The 15972-nt window shown below is 71.5% G+C and carries 17 protein-coding genes; 6 read left to right on the forward strand and 11 right to left on the reverse strand.

Features of this window, described 5'->3' with window-relative positions:
* Positions 1-107: 107 nt before the first annotated feature.
* From ALMP_RS10475 to ALMP_RS10485, 3 genes are read right to left on the reverse strand one after another with little or no spacing between them, the layout of a single operon-like run.
* Positions 108-872, reverse strand: coding sequence for a DUF3710 domain-containing protein (locus tag ALMP_RS10475; RefSeq protein ID WP_264926140.1), 765 nt, complete (start codon positions 870-872; stop codon positions 108-110).
* A 1-nt stretch (position 873) separates the two neighbouring features.
* Positions 874-1425, reverse strand: a complete 552-nt coding sequence (gene dut, locus ALMP_RS10480) for a dUTP diphosphatase (protein WP_264926142.1) — start codon at positions 1423-1425, stop codon at positions 874-876.
* Positions 1422-2006: a PaaI family thioesterase gene (locus tag ALMP_RS10485; RefSeq protein WP_264926143.1), complete on the reverse strand. Its 585-nt coding sequence runs from the start codon at positions 2004-2006 to the stop codon at positions 1422-1424. Before ALMP_RS10485 ends, dut begins: the two co-directional genes overlap by 4 nt.
* A 58-nt stretch (positions 2007-2064) precedes the next feature.
* Here ALMP_RS10485 and ALMP_RS10490 point away from each other — a divergent pair, with 58 nt between their 5' ends.
* Positions 2065-2544 (forward strand): DUF3093 domain-containing protein, encoded by a 480-nt coding sequence (locus ALMP_RS10490; RefSeq protein WP_264926144.1) that lies wholly within the window; start codon positions 2065-2067, stop codon positions 2542-2544.
* 90 nt (positions 2545-2634) lie between these two features.
* Here the strand turns inward: ALMP_RS10490 and ALMP_RS10495 are convergent, their stop codons facing one another.
* From ALMP_RS10495 to ALMP_RS10510, 4 genes are all read right to left on the reverse strand, one after another.
* Positions 2635-3699 carry a hypothetical protein gene (locus ALMP_RS10495; RefSeq protein WP_264926146.1) on the reverse strand — a complete coding sequence of 355 codons (1065 nt, stop codon included), beginning with the start codon at positions 3697-3699 and terminating at the stop codon, positions 2635-2637.
* Between the two features lie 13 nt (positions 3700-3712).
* A complete protein-coding gene (locus ALMP_RS10500) occupies positions 3713-4009 on the reverse strand; it encodes a DUF4193 domain-containing protein (RefSeq protein WP_003993510.1) in 297 nt (98 codons plus the stop codon).
* Positions 4010-4405: 396 nt separating this feature from the next.
* Positions 4406-5656: a HAMP domain-containing sensor histidine kinase gene (locus ALMP_RS10505; RefSeq protein ID WP_264926243.1), complete on the reverse strand. Its 1251-nt coding sequence runs from the start codon at positions 5654-5656 to the stop codon at positions 4406-4408.
* Between the two features lie 5 nt (positions 5657-5661).
* A complete protein-coding gene (locus ALMP_RS10510) occupies positions 5662-6315 on the reverse strand; it encodes a response regulator transcription factor (RefSeq protein WP_003993508.1) in 654 nt (217 codons plus the stop codon).
* A 415-nt stretch (positions 6316-6730) separates the two neighbouring features.
* Here ALMP_RS10510 and ALMP_RS10515 point away from each other — a divergent pair, with 415 nt between their 5' ends.
* Positions 6731-6904, forward strand: a complete 174-nt coding sequence (locus ALMP_RS10515) for a hypothetical protein (RefSeq protein ID WP_167358903.1) — start codon at positions 6731-6733, stop codon at positions 6902-6904.
* A 71-nt stretch (positions 6905-6975) separates the two neighbouring features.
* On the opposite strand, the gene ALMP_RS10520 is transcribed toward ALMP_RS10515, so the two are convergent.
* Complete coding sequence (locus ALMP_RS10520) at positions 6976-7791, reverse strand: inositol monophosphatase family protein (protein ID WP_264926274.1); 816 nt, start codon at positions 7789-7791, stop codon at positions 6976-6978.
* An 8-nt stretch (positions 7792-7799) separates the two neighbouring features.
* Entirely contained in the window at positions 7800-8927 is a 1128-nt protein-coding gene (locus ALMP_RS10525) for a ferrochelatase (protein WP_264926276.1), read from the reverse strand.
* 251 nt (positions 8928-9178) lie between these two features.
* On the opposite strand from ALMP_RS10525, the gene ALMP_RS10530 reads away from it, so the two are divergent.
* The 3 genes from ALMP_RS10530 to sepH all read left to right on the forward strand — a co-directional run bounded on the left by ALMP_RS10530 (position 9179) and on the right by sepH (position 13186).
* Positions 9179-10417, forward strand: a complete 1239-nt coding sequence (locus ALMP_RS10530) for an MFS transporter (RefSeq protein ID WP_264926279.1) — start codon at positions 9179-9181, stop codon at positions 10415-10417.
* On the forward strand, positions 10377-11696 hold the full coding sequence (locus ALMP_RS10535) for a D-arabinono-1,4-lactone oxidase (protein WP_264926281.1): 1320 nt from the start codon (positions 10377-10379) through the stop codon (positions 11694-11696). The genes ALMP_RS10530 and ALMP_RS10535 overlap by 41 nt, the downstream gene beginning before the upstream one ends.
* 461 nt (positions 11697-12157) lie before the next feature.
* Complete coding sequence (gene sepH / locus ALMP_RS10540) at positions 12158-13186, forward strand: septation protein SepH (RefSeq protein ID WP_264926283.1); 1029 nt, start codon at positions 12158-12160, stop codon at positions 13184-13186.
* Between the two features lie 127 nt (positions 13187-13313).
* On the opposite strand, the gene ALMP_RS10545 is transcribed toward sepH, so the two are convergent.
* The gene (locus ALMP_RS10545; RefSeq protein ID WP_264926285.1) at positions 13314-14168 is read right to left on the reverse strand and encodes a sulfurtransferase; all 855 of its coding nucleotides are present in this window, start codon (positions 14166-14168) and stop codon (positions 13314-13316) included.
* Between the two features lie 289 nt (positions 14169-14457).
* On the opposite strand from ALMP_RS10545, the gene ALMP_RS10550 reads away from it, so the two are divergent.
* Positions 14458-15258, forward strand: coding sequence for a VOC family protein (locus ALMP_RS10550; protein WP_264926287.1), 801 nt, complete (start codon positions 14458-14460; stop codon positions 15256-15258).
* A gap of 10 nt (positions 15259-15268) precedes the next feature.
* Here ALMP_RS10550 and ALMP_RS10555 read toward each other — a convergent pair whose 3' ends face one another.
* Positions 15269-15916 carry a thymidine kinase gene (locus ALMP_RS10555; RefSeq protein WP_264926289.1) on the reverse strand — a complete coding sequence of 216 codons (648 nt, stop codon included), beginning with the start codon at positions 15914-15916 and terminating at the stop codon, positions 15269-15271.
* Positions 15917-15972: the final 56 nt, after the last annotated feature.

Raw genomic sequence — 15972 nt, forward strand, 5'->3', positions numbered from 1 at the left:
CGGACGGCCTGCGGCTGGTGGGCCGACCCGCGATGGACGACCCACAGCTCGCGAACCGACCGTGGGGGACGGCCCGCAGCGCGCGAACCGTCCCTACCGGGCAGTGCTCAGCGGACCTCGGTGATCTCCGGTCCGCGCTGCAACTGCCCCATGCCGCCGGAGAAACGGGATCCGGCCTCCTCCTGCTGGACCCCCTCGGGGACCATCTGGGCGTCGTTCGGCAGCTTGAGGACGATCGGGTCGCGCGGGGCCATCGGGCCGTCGCCGCGCACCACGACCGTGTCCCGGAAGATCTGCTCCAGCAGACCGGCCGCCTGCGGCTGTACCGCGCCCTGGCCCGAGATCACACCCCGCAGGAACCAGCGCGGACCGTCCACACCGACGAACCGCACGACGTGGAACCCGCCCGTGCCGTCCGGCAACTGCACCGGCACCTGGGCCCGCAGCTCCCAGCCCAGCGGGCCCTCGACCTCGTCGACGATGCCACCCTGCTGGGTGATGCCGGAGCCGATCTCCTCGCGCACCTCGCCCCAGATGCCCTCGCGCTTGGGCGCGGCGAAGGCCTGCAGCTGGATGGCGCTGTCGCGCAGCACCACGGTGGCGGCGACGATCGCGTCGCCCGCGACCTCGACCCGCAGCTCCATGCCGTCGACGCCGGGCACGAAGAGCCCGCCCAGGTCCACGCGGCCCTCACCGGGCTCGCGCACCTCCGAGCTGTCCCAGGGCCCGTCGGGCCGCGGCTCGGGCTCGAGCCTCACACGCTCGCGCGTGCCCTCTTCCTCGTCCGCCTCAGTGTCGACACTGTCGACGACCTGCTCGGCCTCGCCGGCCGCGTCCTCGGCGGCACCCTTCTTCTTGCGACGTCCGAACACGTCACTGTCCTTCCCGGTCGGATACGACCGAAGCGTATCGATTCCCACCCGTCGCGCCGCCTACGGCGGCCTGACCGCTTGTGCCGCCCCCGCCGTCCACCGCCGCGTGGCCACCGGTGGACCCGAAGCCCCCTTCGGCCCGCGCCGAGCCGGGAAGCTCCGCGACCTCCTGGAAGCGGACCCTCTCGACCTGCTGGACGACCAGTTGGGCAATCCGGTCGAAGCGCTCGAACCGCACGGACTCGCGCGGGTCGAGATTCACCACGATCACCTTGATCTCCCCACGGTACCCGGCATCAACCGTCCCCGGGGCATTCACGAGGGCCACACCGCACCGGGCGGCGAGCCCCGAACGAGGGTGCACGAAGGCCGCGTACCCCTCGGGCAGCGCGATGGACACGCCCGTGGGCAGTACGGCCCGCTCCCCCGGCGCCAGTTCGCACGCCTCGGTGGTCCGCAGATCGGCCCCCGCGTCACCGGGGTGCGCGTACACCGGAAGCGGTACGTCCGGGTCGACGCGGCGAATCAGGACGTCCACGGGAAGACGGCTCACGGGTTCACCTCGAAGGCACGGACGCGCCGGACCTGGTCCGGGTCGTCCATGGCGGCCTTGATCTCGTCCTCACGGCCGTGGTGAACGAAGTGCTGGACCTCGACCTCGATGAAGAGGGCGTCCGCGCGGATCGCGACGGGCCCGTCGGGGCCGTCGATCCGCCCGGTGGCGGTCGAGTAGATCTTCCGTCCGGCCACCGCCGTCACCTCGGCCTCCAGATGCAGCGTGGCGCCGACGGGCACCGGCCGCACGAAGTCGGTCTCGAGCCGTCCGGTGACGGCGATCGTCCGCAGCAGCCAGTTCAGTGAGCCGAGCGTCTCGTCGAGCGCGCTGGTCAGGACCCCGCCGTGAGCCAGCCCGGGCGCCCCCTGGTGGGCGGGCTGTACCGTGAACTCGGCGGTGACGCGGACCCCTTCGCCGGCCCGCGCCTCCAGGTGCAGCCCGTGCGGCTGCGCGCCCCCACACCCGAAACACTGTTCGTAGTGGGCACCGAGAAGCTCGCCGGGCGCGGGAGCGTCGGGGTGCCGCACCGGTTTCACGGCGTCGGCCGGAGGCTGAAGAGCTGCGGAAGTACCACTCACAGCCGCAGACCTTACCCGCGCGTCGGCCCTGTCCGGACACCATGCCAAGCTTGATTCCATGCAGCTCTCCGCCACCCCTTACGAAGAACGCCTGACCGCGCCCCGCTCGTGGTGGTTCGTGTCGTTCCTCGTCGGCGTCTCCATGGCCCTGATCCTGCTGCCCTTCGGCACCCTGCCGTCGCTCGGCGGCCTGGTCGGCGGCACCGCCGCGGCTGCTGTCATGGCCAGCTCCTACGGCTCGGTCCGCATCCGCGTCGTGGGCGACTCCCTGATCGCGGGCGAGGCGAAGATCCCGGTCACGGCGCTGGGCGAGGCGGAGATCCTGGACGTCGAGGAGGCGCGCGCCTGGCGCACGTACAAGGCCGACACCCGCGCCTTCCTGCTGCTGCGCGCCTACATCCCCACGGCGGTCCGGGTAGAGGTCACCGACCCGCAGGACCCGACGCCGTACCTGTATCTGTCGACTCGGGAGCCAGCGCGGCTGGCCGAGGCGCTGCGGACGGCACGGGAGAAGGCCCAGCGCGCGCAGGAGGCATAACCGGCGGGAGGCGCAACCGACGACGGCCCCCGCCCTCGATCCCCGAGTTCCCCTCGGTCACCGACTCCGCCTCGTCCCCGAGTCCGTCTCTCAGTCCCCGAGTTCCTCGGGGTTCTTCCCGGGTTCTTCGTGGTGCCCGAGTTCTTTGCGCTTCTCGCCGAGTTCTTCGCGGTTCTCCCCGATGGGCAGCGGGTTCTCCGGTTTCTCCAGCGGTGGCAGCGCGGGCAGCGCGTCCCACGGCACCTGCATTCCGCGCAGGTCGGTCCGGATCTTCGCGGCCAGTTTCTTGGTGTCGCGCCGGTTCATCACCGCGCCCACCGCGGCGCCCACCAGGAACGGCATCAGGTTCGGCAGGTCGCGGACCATGCGCTTCATGATCTGCTGGCGCAACTCGCGTTTCATCTGGCCGCCCAGCGCGGAGTTGAGCGAGCCGGGTTTGTGCACGTCGATGCCGCGCTCGCCCGACCAGGAACGCAGATAGGCGGTACTGCGATCCACGATGTTCCCCGGCGGGCGCACGCCGTACACCTCGTGCAGTTCGGCGATCAGCTTCAGCTCGATCGCGGCCACGCCGGTGATCTCGGCGGCGATCTCGGCCGGCATCGCCGGCGGCACGGGAAGCATGGCCGCCGCGCCGACGCCCGCCCCCACCGTGGAGGTGGCGTTCGCCGCGCCCGCCACGAGCCTGTCGGCGAGCTGCTCCGGCCCGAGGCCGGGGAACTGCCGGCGCAACGTCTGCAGGTCCCGTACGGGGATCCTGGGGGCGATCTCGATGATCCGGTCGGCCAGGTGCGCCAGGCCCGCCCTGGCACGCTCACCGCCCTTGCGGACGCCTTCCCTGGCGCGCTCACCGCCCCAGCGGACGCCCTCTCTGGCGCGGTCACCGCCCTTGCGGGCGCCTTCCCTGGCCAGGTCCACGGCCTTGTCCCGGATCGCGGCCGCCCGTCGCCTGGCGACGGGCGTGCCGCCCGGTGCCGGAGCCGGGAGGTCACCCCGGTCCCCCGTCGCATCGAGCGAGGCCGATCCCGCCGGAACCACGTCCGTGCCGGATGGACCTCGCTCGTCGTCACGCACGCCGTGAGGGCCGTCGGACGGCCCCTTGTCCGCTCCCCGCGGGGGGAAACGGCGCTTCCGAGGAGGGGTCGAGCCAGTCACGGCCGACCCCGCCTCAGTCGCAGTCGCGGCAGATCGGCTGGCCGTTCTTCTCGCGGGCCAGCTGGCTGCGGTGGTGCACCAGGAAGCAGCTCATGCACGTGAACTCGTCCTGCTGCTTGGGAAGTACCCGGACCGCCAGCTCCTCGTTGGAGAGGTCGGCGCCGGGCAGTTCCAGGCCCTCCGCGGCCTCGAACTCGTCGACGTCCACCGCGGAGGCGGACTTGTCGTTCCGCCTGGCCTTCAGCTCTTCAAGGCTGTCGGAGTCGACATCGTCGTCGGTCTTGCGTGGGGTGTCGTAATCGGTTGCCATTTCGCCTCTCCCCCTCTGGGTGTCTGCGGTGTCTCCAGCGCACGTAACGCGTGAGAGGCCGGACTTGTGCCCGCCTCGAGGCGGAGATTTTGCCTCACATCAAGGTCTGTTACTCAATCGACACCCAACCGGACTCCTCACGGGTGATCGTGTTGGATGGCGATCGGGACCGTACACGGTCCGAATGCTGCACTTCAAAGGCGCCTCACCGTGTACTTCCCGTGATCACGACCCCCGAAAACCCGGATTTTCCGGGCTTTCCGCAGGCATCCATGATCACGGAGAGTAGATGGCCGGAAATTCGCCCCTGTGATCGATCACACACGGGAAAGCAGCTTGGGTGGCCTGAAAATTCCGCGCAAAGCGAACAAGCCCGCGTGTGTCGGCGACATGATCTCAGAGAGGCAGAGCGACCCGCATCACGAGCCCCCCTCCCTCGCGCGGCTGGGCCACGATATGGCCGCCGTGCGCCCGGGCCACCGACCGCACGATGGACAGCCCGAGCCCGACACCCTTGTCGCTTCCCGTGCGCTCCGTGCGCAGCCGCCGGAACGGTTCGAAGAGGTTGTCGATCTCGTACGCCGGGACCACCGGTCCGGTGTTCGACACGACGAGGATGGCCTGCCCGTGCTGCAACTCGGTGGTGACCTCGACCCAGCCGTCCTCCGGAACGTTGTAGCGCACCGCGTTCTGCACCAGGTTCAGGGCGATGCGCTCCAGCAGCACGCCGTTGCCCTGGACGATGGCCGAGTCGCGTCTGCCGCGGATCTCCACGCCCTTGGCCTCGGCCTCGCCGTGCACCTGGTCGATGGCCTGCCCGGCGACCTCGGCGAGGTCGACCGGCTTGCGCTCGACGATCTGGTTGTCGCTGCGGGCGAGCAGCAGCAGGCCCTCCACGAGCTGCTCGCTGCGCTCGTTGGTGGCCAGCAGCGTCTTGCCGAGCTGTTGCAGCTCCATCGGCGCGTTCGGGTCCGAGAGGTGCACTTCGAGCAGCGTGCGGTTGATCGCGAGCGGTGTTCTCAGCTCGTGCGAGGCGTTGCCCACGAAGCGCTGCTGGGCGGTGAAGGCGCGCTGCAGCCGCTCCAGCATGTCGTCGAAGGTGTCGGCCAGCTCCTTCAGCTCGTCGTCCGGGCCGTCCAGCTCGATACGGCGGGACAGGTCCGAGCCCGCCACCGCGCGCGCGGTGCGCGTGATCCGGCCGAGCGGGGACAGCACGCGGCCCGCCATCGCGTAGCCGAAGGCGAAGGCGATCACGGCGAGGCCGAGGAGGGCCAGGAGCGAGCGGCTGAGCAGGTCGTCGAGGACGGCCTGGCGCTGATGGTCGATGCAGTCGCTGATCGCCGCGTTGAACTGCGTGAGCGTCAAGCCGCTCGTGTTGTTGATGGCCGGGCAGTTGTCGCTGGCGACACTGATGTCGGTACCGCTCACGATCTTGTACAGCGGTGTGTTGCCCGTGTTCACCGCCTGGGCGGCGAGCAGGTAGATGATCGACAGCAGCAGGATGCCGGCGATCAGGAACATGCCGCCGTACAGCAGGGTGAGCCGTATGCGGATGGTCGGGCGCAGCCACGGGAACGGGGGCTGCGCCCTTCTCGGGTCCCAGGTGGGTTTCGGGGGTGCCTGGGGAGGCGCGGGTGTGGAGGCCACGGGGATCAGATCCGGTAACCGGAGCCGGGCACGGTGACGATCACCGGCGGTTCGCCGAGCTTGCGGCGCAGCGTCATGACGGTCACCCGCACGACGTTGGTGAACGGGTCGGTGTTCTCGTCCCACGCCTTCTCCAGGAGCTGCTCGGCGGAGACGACGGCGCCCTCGCTGCGCATCAGCACCTCCAGGACGGCGAACTCCTTGGGCGCGAGCTGGACCTCCTTGCCGTCGCGGAAGACCTCGCGGCGGTTGGGGTCGAGCTTGATGCCGGCGCGCTCCAGGACGGGCGGCAGGGGCACGCTGGTGCGCCGGCCGAGGGCACGCACGCGTGCGATGAGCTCGCTGAAGGCGAAGGGCTTGGGGAGATAGTCGTCGGCGCCGATCTCCAGGCCTTCGACACGGTCGCTGACGTCGCCGGAGGCCGTCAGCATCAGCACGCGCGTGGGCATGCCGAGTTCGACGATCTTGCGGCAGACGTCGTCGCCGTGCACCAGCGGGAGGTCGCGGTCGAGGACGACCACGTCGTAGTCGTTGACGCCGATGCGTTCCAGGGCGGCCGCACCGTCGTACACGACGTCGACGGCCATGGCCTCCCGGCGCAGTCCGGTGGCCACCGCATCGGCGAGCAGCTGCTCGTCCTCGACGACGAGTACGCGCACGTCGCTGTCCTTCCTGTGTCCACCCGCGTAGTGCTCGGGGCGCACGCGGGCAGGGGTCGTGGTGAGTGTGTTGACCTCCATCCTGCCCTTTTCGGCCATAAGTCGGCGGTAAGGCGGGTGAGGGCGGCATGAAGGACGGGTGTGCAGCCCGGGCATGCGAATTTTTCTCGTCCGGTTGAGGTTTCCGTGGGAGGGAGCGAGGGGAGGACGGCTTTACACCCCGCGATCACGCTCTGCATGGACCACAGCACCATGTGGTACTCAGCGTTCCGCTTTCCGCAGAGTGGGCGTGGGTGTCCGGCACCGTCGCCGCCCGGCCTGGGCAGCGCTGGGCACCCACAGGAGACGTGATCGCCCCTTCCAACTGGCACACCCCCGTGCCATCGACCCACGACCCAGGACGAGGGGGCGCAGCATGGACGCATTCACCGCAGGACTTCTGCAGCGCATAAGGGCGACCGAGTCCGACCTGACGCGGGCTCGCGACGAGGGCGACGACTTCCTCGTCGAGGTGGAGCAGGGCGAGCTCGACGACCTGCGCCGCCTCGCCGCCGAGCACGGTGTGGAGGTCGGCGCGACGAGCGTCTGAGCGGTTCGCGCACGCGACGCGAGGGCCCCGGCGAATCCAGCGCCGGGGCCCTCGTGTGTCCGGGAGCAGACTCAGTCGTGCCAGGCGCCGAAGTCCTCCAGCAACCGCTGGAGGGGCTCGAAGACGCCCGGGGTGGCCGCGATCGCCAGATCGCGTGAGGGGCGCTCTCCGGGGCGTCCACCGGTCAGCGCGCCCGCCTCCCGGGCGATCAGGTCGCCTGCGGCGAGGTCCCAGGGGTGCAGACCGCGCTCGTAGTAGCCGTCGAGACGGCCGGCCGCCACGTCGCACAGGTCGGCCGCGGCCGACCCCGCGCGCCGGATGTCGCGCACCAGCGGAATCAGCCGGGCCGCGACCTCGGCCTGGTGGGTGCGGACCTCGGTGACGTAGTTGAAGCCGGTGGAGACCAGGGCCTGCTCGAGCGGTGCCGTCGGCCGGCAGGCGAGGACGCGCTCGCCCGCCCAGGCACCGGTCGCCCGCGCGCCGCCGCCGCGCACGGCGTGATACGTCTCGCCGCGCATCGGGATCGCGACCACCCCGACGACGGTCTCGCCGTCCTGTTCGGCCGCGATGGAGACGGCCCAGGTGGGCAGCCCGTAGAGGTAGTTCACCGTGCCGTCGAGCGGGTCGATCACCCAGCGCACGCCGCTGCTGCCCTCGCTGGAGGCGCCCTCCTCGCCGAGGAAGCCGTCGTCGGGTCGGTGCTCGGAGATCAGGCCGGTGATCAGCTTCTCCGCGGCGATGTCCATCTCGGTCACCACGTCGATCGGGCTCGACTTGGTGGCGGCGACCGCGAGGTCGGCCGGGCGGCCGTCGCGCAGCAGCTCACCGGCCCGGCGGGCGGCCTCCTGGGCGAGTTCCAGCAGGTCCTTGTGCAGGGGGTCGGTCACGGCGCTCCTCACGCGTAGGGGCTGTCGGCGCCCGCGGCGGCGGGCCGGGGGGCACGGGCGGGGCAGCAGCCGACCGGGCAGAGGTCGTGGCTCGGGCCGAGCGCGCCCAGGGCGCACGGGGTGACGGCCCGGCCGCTCTCGGCCGCGGCGCGCTCCAGGACGAGGTCGCGGACGGCGGCGGCGAAGCGCGGGTCGGCCCCGACGGTGGCGGAACGGCGCACCGGCAGGCCCAGCTCCCCGGCCTTGGCGGTGGCCTCGGTGTCGAGGTCGTAGAGGACCTCCATGTGGTCGGAGACGAAGCCGATGGGCGCCATCACGACGGCCGGGACGCCGGCCGCGTGCCGCTCCTCCAGGTGGTCGCAGATGTCGGGCTCCAGCCACGGGATGTGCGGAGCGCCCGAGCGGGACTGGTAGACGAGTTGCCAGGGGTGGTCGACGCCGGTGCGCTCGCGGACGGCGTCGGCGATCAGTCGCGCCACGTCCAGGTGCTGCCTGACGTACGCCCCGCCGTCGCCGTGGTCCTCCACCGGGCCGGAGGTGTCGGCGGCGGACGTCGGGATGGAGTGGGTCGTGAAGGCGATGTGGGCACCTTCGCGGACGTCCTCGGGGAGGTCGGCCAAGGACCGGACCACGCCGTCGATCATGGGCTCCAGGAAGCCCGGGTGGTTGAAGTAGTGCCGCAGCTTGTCGATCCTCGGCGGCTGAAGCCCCTCGCTCTCCAGGGCGGCCAGCGCGTCGGCGAGGTTCTCACGGTACTGACGGCAGCCGGAGTACGAGGCGTAGGCGCTGGTCGCGAGGACGAGGACGCGGCGGCGGCCGTCGGTGACCATCTCGCGCAGCGTGTCCGTCAGGTACGGGGCCCAGTTGCGGTTGCCCCAGTAGATCGGCAGGTCCAGGCCGTGGTCGGCGAAGTCCTTGCGCAGGGCGTCCAGCAGGGCGCGGTTCTGGTCGTTGATGGGGCTGACCCCGCCGAAGAGGAAGTAGTGCTGACCGACTTCCTTGAGGCGTTCCTTGGGGATGCCGCGCCCACGCGTCACGTTCTCCAGGAACGGGACCACGTCGTCCGGGCCCTCCGGGCCGCCGAAGGAGAGCAGGAGCAAGGCGTCGTAGGGGGTGGCATCGAGCGCGTCTGGCATGTCTCGATCCTGCCACCCGGCACTGACAGCCGGGTAACGGCGGGGTGCCGGACGGACGGGGCGAGGGGAAGCCGCCCGCTCGAAAAGCCACAGGAGTGGTGCGTCAGGGTTCCCGTAAGCTGTATGGGCTGTATTCACGCCTTACCTGAGTTGTCGCGCTCCATGCACGCCCTGCCGAGCCCCTGAAGTGCCGCTTCCTTCGCGCCGTGCCGAGCCGCCACGCACGCGTGACCGGACCCCCGGAGACCTCCGTGCCCAGCCCGTACCGCGCCCTGTTCGCCGCCCCCGGCTCCAAGGCCTTCTCCGCCGCCGGGTTCGTCGGCCGGATGCCGCTGTCGATGATGGGCATCGGCGTGGTCACGATGGTCTCCCAGCTCACCGGGCGCTACGGGCTCGCGGGTGCCCTGACGGCGACCATCGCGCTGGCGGCCGCGGCGATCGGGCCGCAGATCTCGCGCCTGGTGGACCAGTACGGGCAGCGCAGGGTGCTGCGCCCGGCGACCCTGGTCGCGCTGGCCGCGTCGGCCGGGCTGCTGCTGGCCGCGCACTTCGACTGGCCTGAATGGGTGCTGTTCGTGTGCGCCGCCGGCATCGGCTCGGTGCCGAGCCTCGGCGCGATGATCCGGGCCCGCTGGGCGTCCGTGTACCGCGGGACGCCGCAGCTGCACACCGCCTACTCGTTCGAGTCCGTGGTGGACGAGGTGTGTTTCATCTTCGGCCCCATCATGTCCATCGGTCTGTCCACCGCGTGGTTCCCGGAGGCGGGCCCGCTGCTGGCGGCCTGTTTCCTCGCCGTCGGCGTGTTCTGGCTGACCGCGCAACGGGCGACCGAGCCCGCGCCGCACCCGCGTGCGCGGCAGGACGGCGGCACGGCACTGCGCTCGCCGGGTCTCCAGGTCCTGGTGGCCACGTTCGTCGCGACCGGGACGATCTTCGGGGCGGTCGACGTGGTCACCGTGGCCTTCGCCGACGAGCAGGGCCACAAGCGCGCCGCCAGCGTCGTCCTGGCGCTCTACGCGGCCGGTTCCTGCGTCGCGGGCCTGGTGTTCGGCCTGCTGCGCCCGAAGGGGGCGCCGGGCCGCCGCTGGTTGCTGGGCGTGTGCATGATGGCCGTGAGTATGATCCCCCTCCTACTGGTCGGAAACTTGCCGCTTCTGGCCGTGGCGCTCTTCGTCGCGGGTCTCGCCATCGCTCCCACGATGATCACGACGATGTCCCTCATCGAAGAGCACGTACCACGCGCGCAACTGACCGAGGGCATGACCTGGGTGAGCACCGGGCTCGCGGTCGGGGTCGCGCTCGGCTCCTCCTTCGCCGGCTGGGTCATCGACGCGGCCGGTGCGCGGGCCGGGTACGGGGTTCCGGCGATCTCCGGGGCCGTCGCGGTCGCGGTCGGTTTCCTGGGGTACCGCCGGCTCAGCAGGCCGGCGCCGGGTCGTGGAGGCACCGTTGAGCAGCACAGCGAGCGGGAAGAACGGCACGTGGCGTAACTGGGGCGGCACGGTCGCCGCCCGTCCCGCACGGGAGGTCACGCCCGCCTCCGTGGAGGAACTCGCGGCGGCCGTGCGCCGGGCCGCCGAGGACGGTCTGAAGGTCAAGGCGGTCGGCAGCGGCCACTCCTTCACCTCGATCGCCGCGACCGACGGTGTGCTGATACGCCCTCAGCTGCTGACCGGCATACGCACCGTCGACCGCGAGAACATGACCGTCACGGTCGAGGCCGGCACCCCGCTCAAGAGGCTCAACGTGGCTCTCGCGCGCGAGGGCCTGTCGCTCACCAACATGGGCGACATCATGGAGCAGACGGTCTCCGGGGCCACCAGCACCGGCACCCACGGCACGGGCCGCGAGTCGGGCTCCATCGCCGCCCAGATCAAGGCGCTGGAACTGGTCACCGCCGACGGCTCGGTCCTCACTTGTTCCGAGAAGGAGAACCCGGAGGTCTTCGCGGCCGCCCGGATAGGCCTCGGCGCGCTCGGCGTCGTCACCGCGATCACCTTCGCCGTGGAGCCCGCGTTCCTCCTCCACGCGCGCGAGGAGCCGATGCCGTTCGACAAGGTCCTCGCCGACTTCGACGAACTGTGGGCCGAGAACGAGCACTTCGAGTTCTACTGGTTCCCGCACACCGGCAGCACCAACACCAAGCGCAACAACCGCAGCGCCGGGCCCCGCAGGCCGGTGGGACAGCTCGCGGGCTGGTTCGAGGACGAGTTCCTCTCCAACGGCGTCTTCCAGGCGGCCCAGTGGGTCGGCCGGGCGGTGCCCGCGACGATCCCCACGATCGCGCAGGTCTCCAGCAAGGCCCTGTCCGCGCGCACGTACACGGACATCCCTTACAAGGTCTTCACCTCCCCGCGCCGGGTGCGGTTCGTGGAGATGGAGTACGCCGTCCCACGTCAGGCCGTGACCGAGGTGCTGCGCGAACTCAAGGCGATGGTCGAGCGCTCGGGCCTGCGGATCAGCTTCCCCGTGGAGGTGCGCACCGCGCCCGCCGACGACATCACGCTGTCCACCGCCTCCGGCCGCGACAGCGCGTACGTCGCCGTCCACATGGTCAAGGGCACGCCGTACCAGAAGTACTTCACCGCCGCCGAGCGCATCTTCGTCGCACACGAGGGGCGACCGCACTGGGGCAAGGTGCACACGCGCGACGCGGAGTACTTCGCCGGTGTCTACCCGCGCTTCGAGGAGTTCACGGCGCTGCGGGATCGGCTGGACCCCGACCGGCGGTTCCAGAACGACTACTTGCGGAGGGTTCTGGGCCCGTAGCCGACGGCCGCAGCACCGCGCTCGTCGAGCGGGTGAGGGAGAGCACACACAACCGAAAACGGTAGTTCCGCTTCTGGTCATCGCGTGAAGTACGCCACGTTCAAGATCGTGGAAATCGCTTGCAGAGCGGCCAAGTACCGCCCCTTGCCGGAAGTTGGGCGGCGTGCCAATCCACGCACGTGGCCCAAATGGAGTACTGTTGCGAGCCCTGGGCCCGGTCTCCCGCCAGGATGTCCGGAGCCTAGCTGGACCGCCAGGAGGGGGACTTGTTGCTCAGGGTGACGCAGTTGGTCACTTAGCGTGGCGAAGAAGTAACCGTGCCATAACGGCGATCCAGGGCCCGCGCCCGACACGCCGGGCAACTCGGCAAGGTTGTGGCAGGCTGCACCCGGGCAGGCCACACTCGACTAGCGGAAGCAGCGACGCACGTGACGTCGGCAGGCACCACCCGGGAGGTCCCCATGCCCGAACTGCGTGTCGTGGCCGTCTCGAATGACGGCACACGGCTGGTGCTGAAGGCTGCGGACAGCACGGAGTACACGCTTCCGATCGATGAGCGTCTGCGCGCCGCCGTCCGCGGTGACCGTCCCCGCCTCGGCCAGATCGAGATCGAGGTGGAGAGCCATCTCCGCCCCCGAGACATCCAGGCGCGGATACGTGCGGGCGCGACGGCGGAGGAAGTCGCCCAGATGGCCGGCATCCCCGTCGATCGCGTACGCCGCTTCGAGGGTCCCGTACTGGCCGAGCGGGCCTTCATGGCCGAACGGGCCCGCAAGACCCCGGTCCGCCGCCCCGGTGAGAACGCGGGGCCGCAGCTCGGCGAGGCAGTGCAGGAGCGGCTGCTGTTGCGCGGCGCCGAGAAGGACACCGTCCAGTGGGACTCCTGGCGCCGCGACGACGGCACCTGGGAGGTCCTTCTCGTCTACCGGGTCGCGGGCGAACCGCACTCGGCGAGCTGGACCTACGACCCGCCCCGGCGGCTTGTCCAGGCCGTCGACGACGAGGCGCGCTCGCTGATCGGCGAGTCCGACGACCTCGCAGCGCCCGAGCCCAGCTTTCCCTTCGTCCCCCGCATCGCCCGGCTGCCCCGCGAGCGTTCGATGGATCGCGCCCTGGAGCGGCCGAGCCTGCCCGCGCAGGCGTCCGAGCCGGCCGAGGAGAGCGCCGGTGAGCGGGACTCGCTGACCAGCCTGCTGGAGGCGGTGCCGAGCTTCCGCGGCGACCTCGTCGTCCCCGAACGCCCGTCGGAGGAAGTCGAGGAGCCCGCTGAGGAAGCGGCCGCCGAGGAGCCGCCGGCGCCCGCCGCGTCCGCCGGATCCGCCTACGCCGACGTCCTCATGCCGCAGCGCTCCGTCAGCAGCCACCGCGACCGGCTCATCGGCGCCACCGACCGCCAGGCGGAGGCCGACGGCGTCCGGCCGGGCCGCCGCGCGGCAGTGCCGAGCTGGGACGAGATCGTGTTCGGGACCCGGCGCAAGAAGCAGGAGTAGGCCGCCGCGGGGCAACCGGCCCCCGGCGTCCGCCGGTTCGCGGCAATCGGTTCGCACACCGGTTCATACGTACGGGAGGGCCGTGTCCGTTCGGCGCGGCCCTCCCGAACATGTCAGCGCGGAAGGTTCACTGGGGGTCGGGACCGACCGCGACCGGCCGGGACGGGTCCGACGACCACTCCGACCACGAGCCGACGTACAGAGCCGCCGGAATGCCCGCCACGGCCAGCGCCAGCACCTCGTGGGCTCCGGAGACGCCCGAACCGCAGTACACGCCCACCTCGGTGCCGTTGGTGGTGCCGAGCGCCTTGAAGCGGTCGTTGAGGTCCTCGGCGGGCCGGAAACGCCCGTCCGGGCCCACGTTGTCCGTCGTCGGGGCGGAGACGGCGCCCGGGATGTGCCCGCCGACCCGGTCGATCGGCTCGACCTCACCCCGGTAGCGCTCCCCCGCCCGCGCGTCGAGGAGGACGCCCGAACGGGCCAGCGCCGCCGCGCCGTCCGCGTCGAGAAGGCCCGTGGCGCCCGGTACCGGCACGAAGTCGCCCTCGGTGGGCGCCGGAACGTCCACGGACAGCTCTCCCCGCCAGGCGGGCAGCCCGCCGTCGAGGACCCGCACGTCCGGGTGGCCCGTCCAGCGCAGCAGCCACCACGCGCGGGCCGCCGCCCAGCCCTGCCCGCCGTCGTACACGACCACGGGACGGCCCGCCGACACACCCGCCCGGCGCATCGCGGCGCCGAACTCGGCCACGTCCGGGAGCGGGTGCCGGCCGGACGGGCCGGGCGCACCGGCCAGTTCCTCGTCCAGGTCGACGTACACGGCGCCGGGGAGGTGCCCCGACGCGTACGCGGCCCGGCCGTCGAAGGGCGGCTCCCCTGCCGCCTTCGCCACGCTGAGCTGCCAGCGGACGTCGAGCACGACCGGCGGGTTCGGCCCCGTCAGGTCGCTCGCGAGTTCGGATGCGGAGATGATGGCGTCGTCCATGCCCCCATCCTCGCGCACGGGGTGGCCCCGTCGTCCATGTCCGGCTACTCTGCTCGGCCGGGCAGACCCGATCACATGGAGTACGGGACCGGGCACATGCCGTACAGCCGATCGCCATCCGTCGGCCATCGAACGGACCCGGACGAGAGACCGCGGATCGGCGTCCTCCGACCTGGGCCACCCGCGGCCGCGCCCGGAGCGCGCGGTACCGCCGACGGTGCGAGCATCGGCTCGAGGGCTGGAGGGGGAAGCGACGCGGCCACCGCGAGGGGCCGAGGAGAGAGTGACGATGACCGAGGCACGGGAGTCGGCCGGCCCGAACGGCGCAGGACACACTCGGTACGCACCCGGTGCACCCTGTTGGGTGAGTCTGATGGCGCACGGCTTGACCGCGACTCTGGAGTTCTACGGCGAGCTGTTCGGTTGGACTTTCCAACCCGGTCCGCGGCAACTCGGCCCGTACGTACGGGCCGAGCTCGACGGCCATGTGGTGGCCGGTCTCGGCCAACTCCCCCCGGACCGCCATCTCCCCGTCGCCTGGACGCCCTACCTCGCGTCGGAGCACGTCGACGCCACCGCCGAAACGGTGCGCCTGTGCGGGGGCACGATCGGGGTCGGCCCTCTGGACGCCGCCGATGCCGGGCGTCTGGCGATCGGCTCCGACCCCTGCGGCGCCGTCTTCGGTGTCTGGCAGGCGGCGGCCCACCTCGGCACGGACCTCACCGGCGTGCCTGGCACACCCGCCTGGCACGAACTGCTGACCTTCGAGGCGGTCGGCGTCGCCAAGTTCTACGAGACGGTGTTCGGCCACGAGCGGGAGGCCGAGGTCCGCGCCGACGGCGACTACGTGACGCTGCGGGTCGCTGGCCGTCCGGTCGCCGGCATCCGGGGCGTCGGCACCGCGCTGCCCCGGGACCGCGGGCCGCACTGGGTGACGTACTTCCAGGTGTCCGACGTGGACGAGGCACTGGCGCGCGTGGTCGCGCTCGGCGGGCATGTGCTCGGGCCGGCCCGGGACGGCGCGCGCGGCCGCGTGGCCACCGTGGCCGACCCGGAGGGGGCCCGGTTCTCCCTGCTCGGCGGCCGCTGACGCCGCGGCTTCAGGCCTGCTGCACCGGCAGCACGTCCGGGGACAGGGCCGCCGCCCGGGCCGACGCCGCCGTCATACGGCGCCGGTGGTGCCGGCGGCACAGGACCTCGTAGCCGACGGTGTCCGCCTGGTTGACGTCGCCGACGACGACCTGCGCGCCCTCGACGACCATGAAGCCCCCGACCGTGCGGGCGTTGTGCGTGGCGCGGGCGCCGCACCAGCACAGGGCCTCGACCTGGAGCACCTCGACGCGGTCGGCGAGTTCGACCAGCCGCTGCGAGCCGGGGAACAGCTTGGAGCGGAAGTCGGTCGTGATGCCGAAGGCGTAGACGTCGATGTCGAGGTCGTCGACCACGCGCGCGAGCTGGTCGATCTGCTCCTCGGCCAGGAACTGCGCCTCGTCCGCGATCACGTAGTCCGCGCGGCCGCCCCGGGAGAGGTGGTCGACGAGGTAGGCGTACAGGTCCTGTCCGTCCTGGACCTCGACGGCGTCGGTGACCAGGCCGAGGCGGGAGGAGAGCTTGCCCTCGCCCGCGCGGTCGTCCCGGGTGAAGATCATCCCCACGAGGCCGCGCGCGGACCGGTTGTGCTCGATCTGGAGAGCCAGCGTCGACTTCCCGCAGTCCATGGTTCCGGAGAAGAACACCAGCTCGGGCATGGAGAGTTGAGCACCTTTCGGCGGAGGAGGGAGCGAAGAGGACAGAGGCCTTCGGC

Origin of the sequence: Streptomyces sp. A012304 (assembly GCF_026008495.1) — a bacterium.
GTDB lineage: Bacteria > Actinomycetota > Actinomycetes > Streptomycetales > Streptomycetaceae > Streptomyces.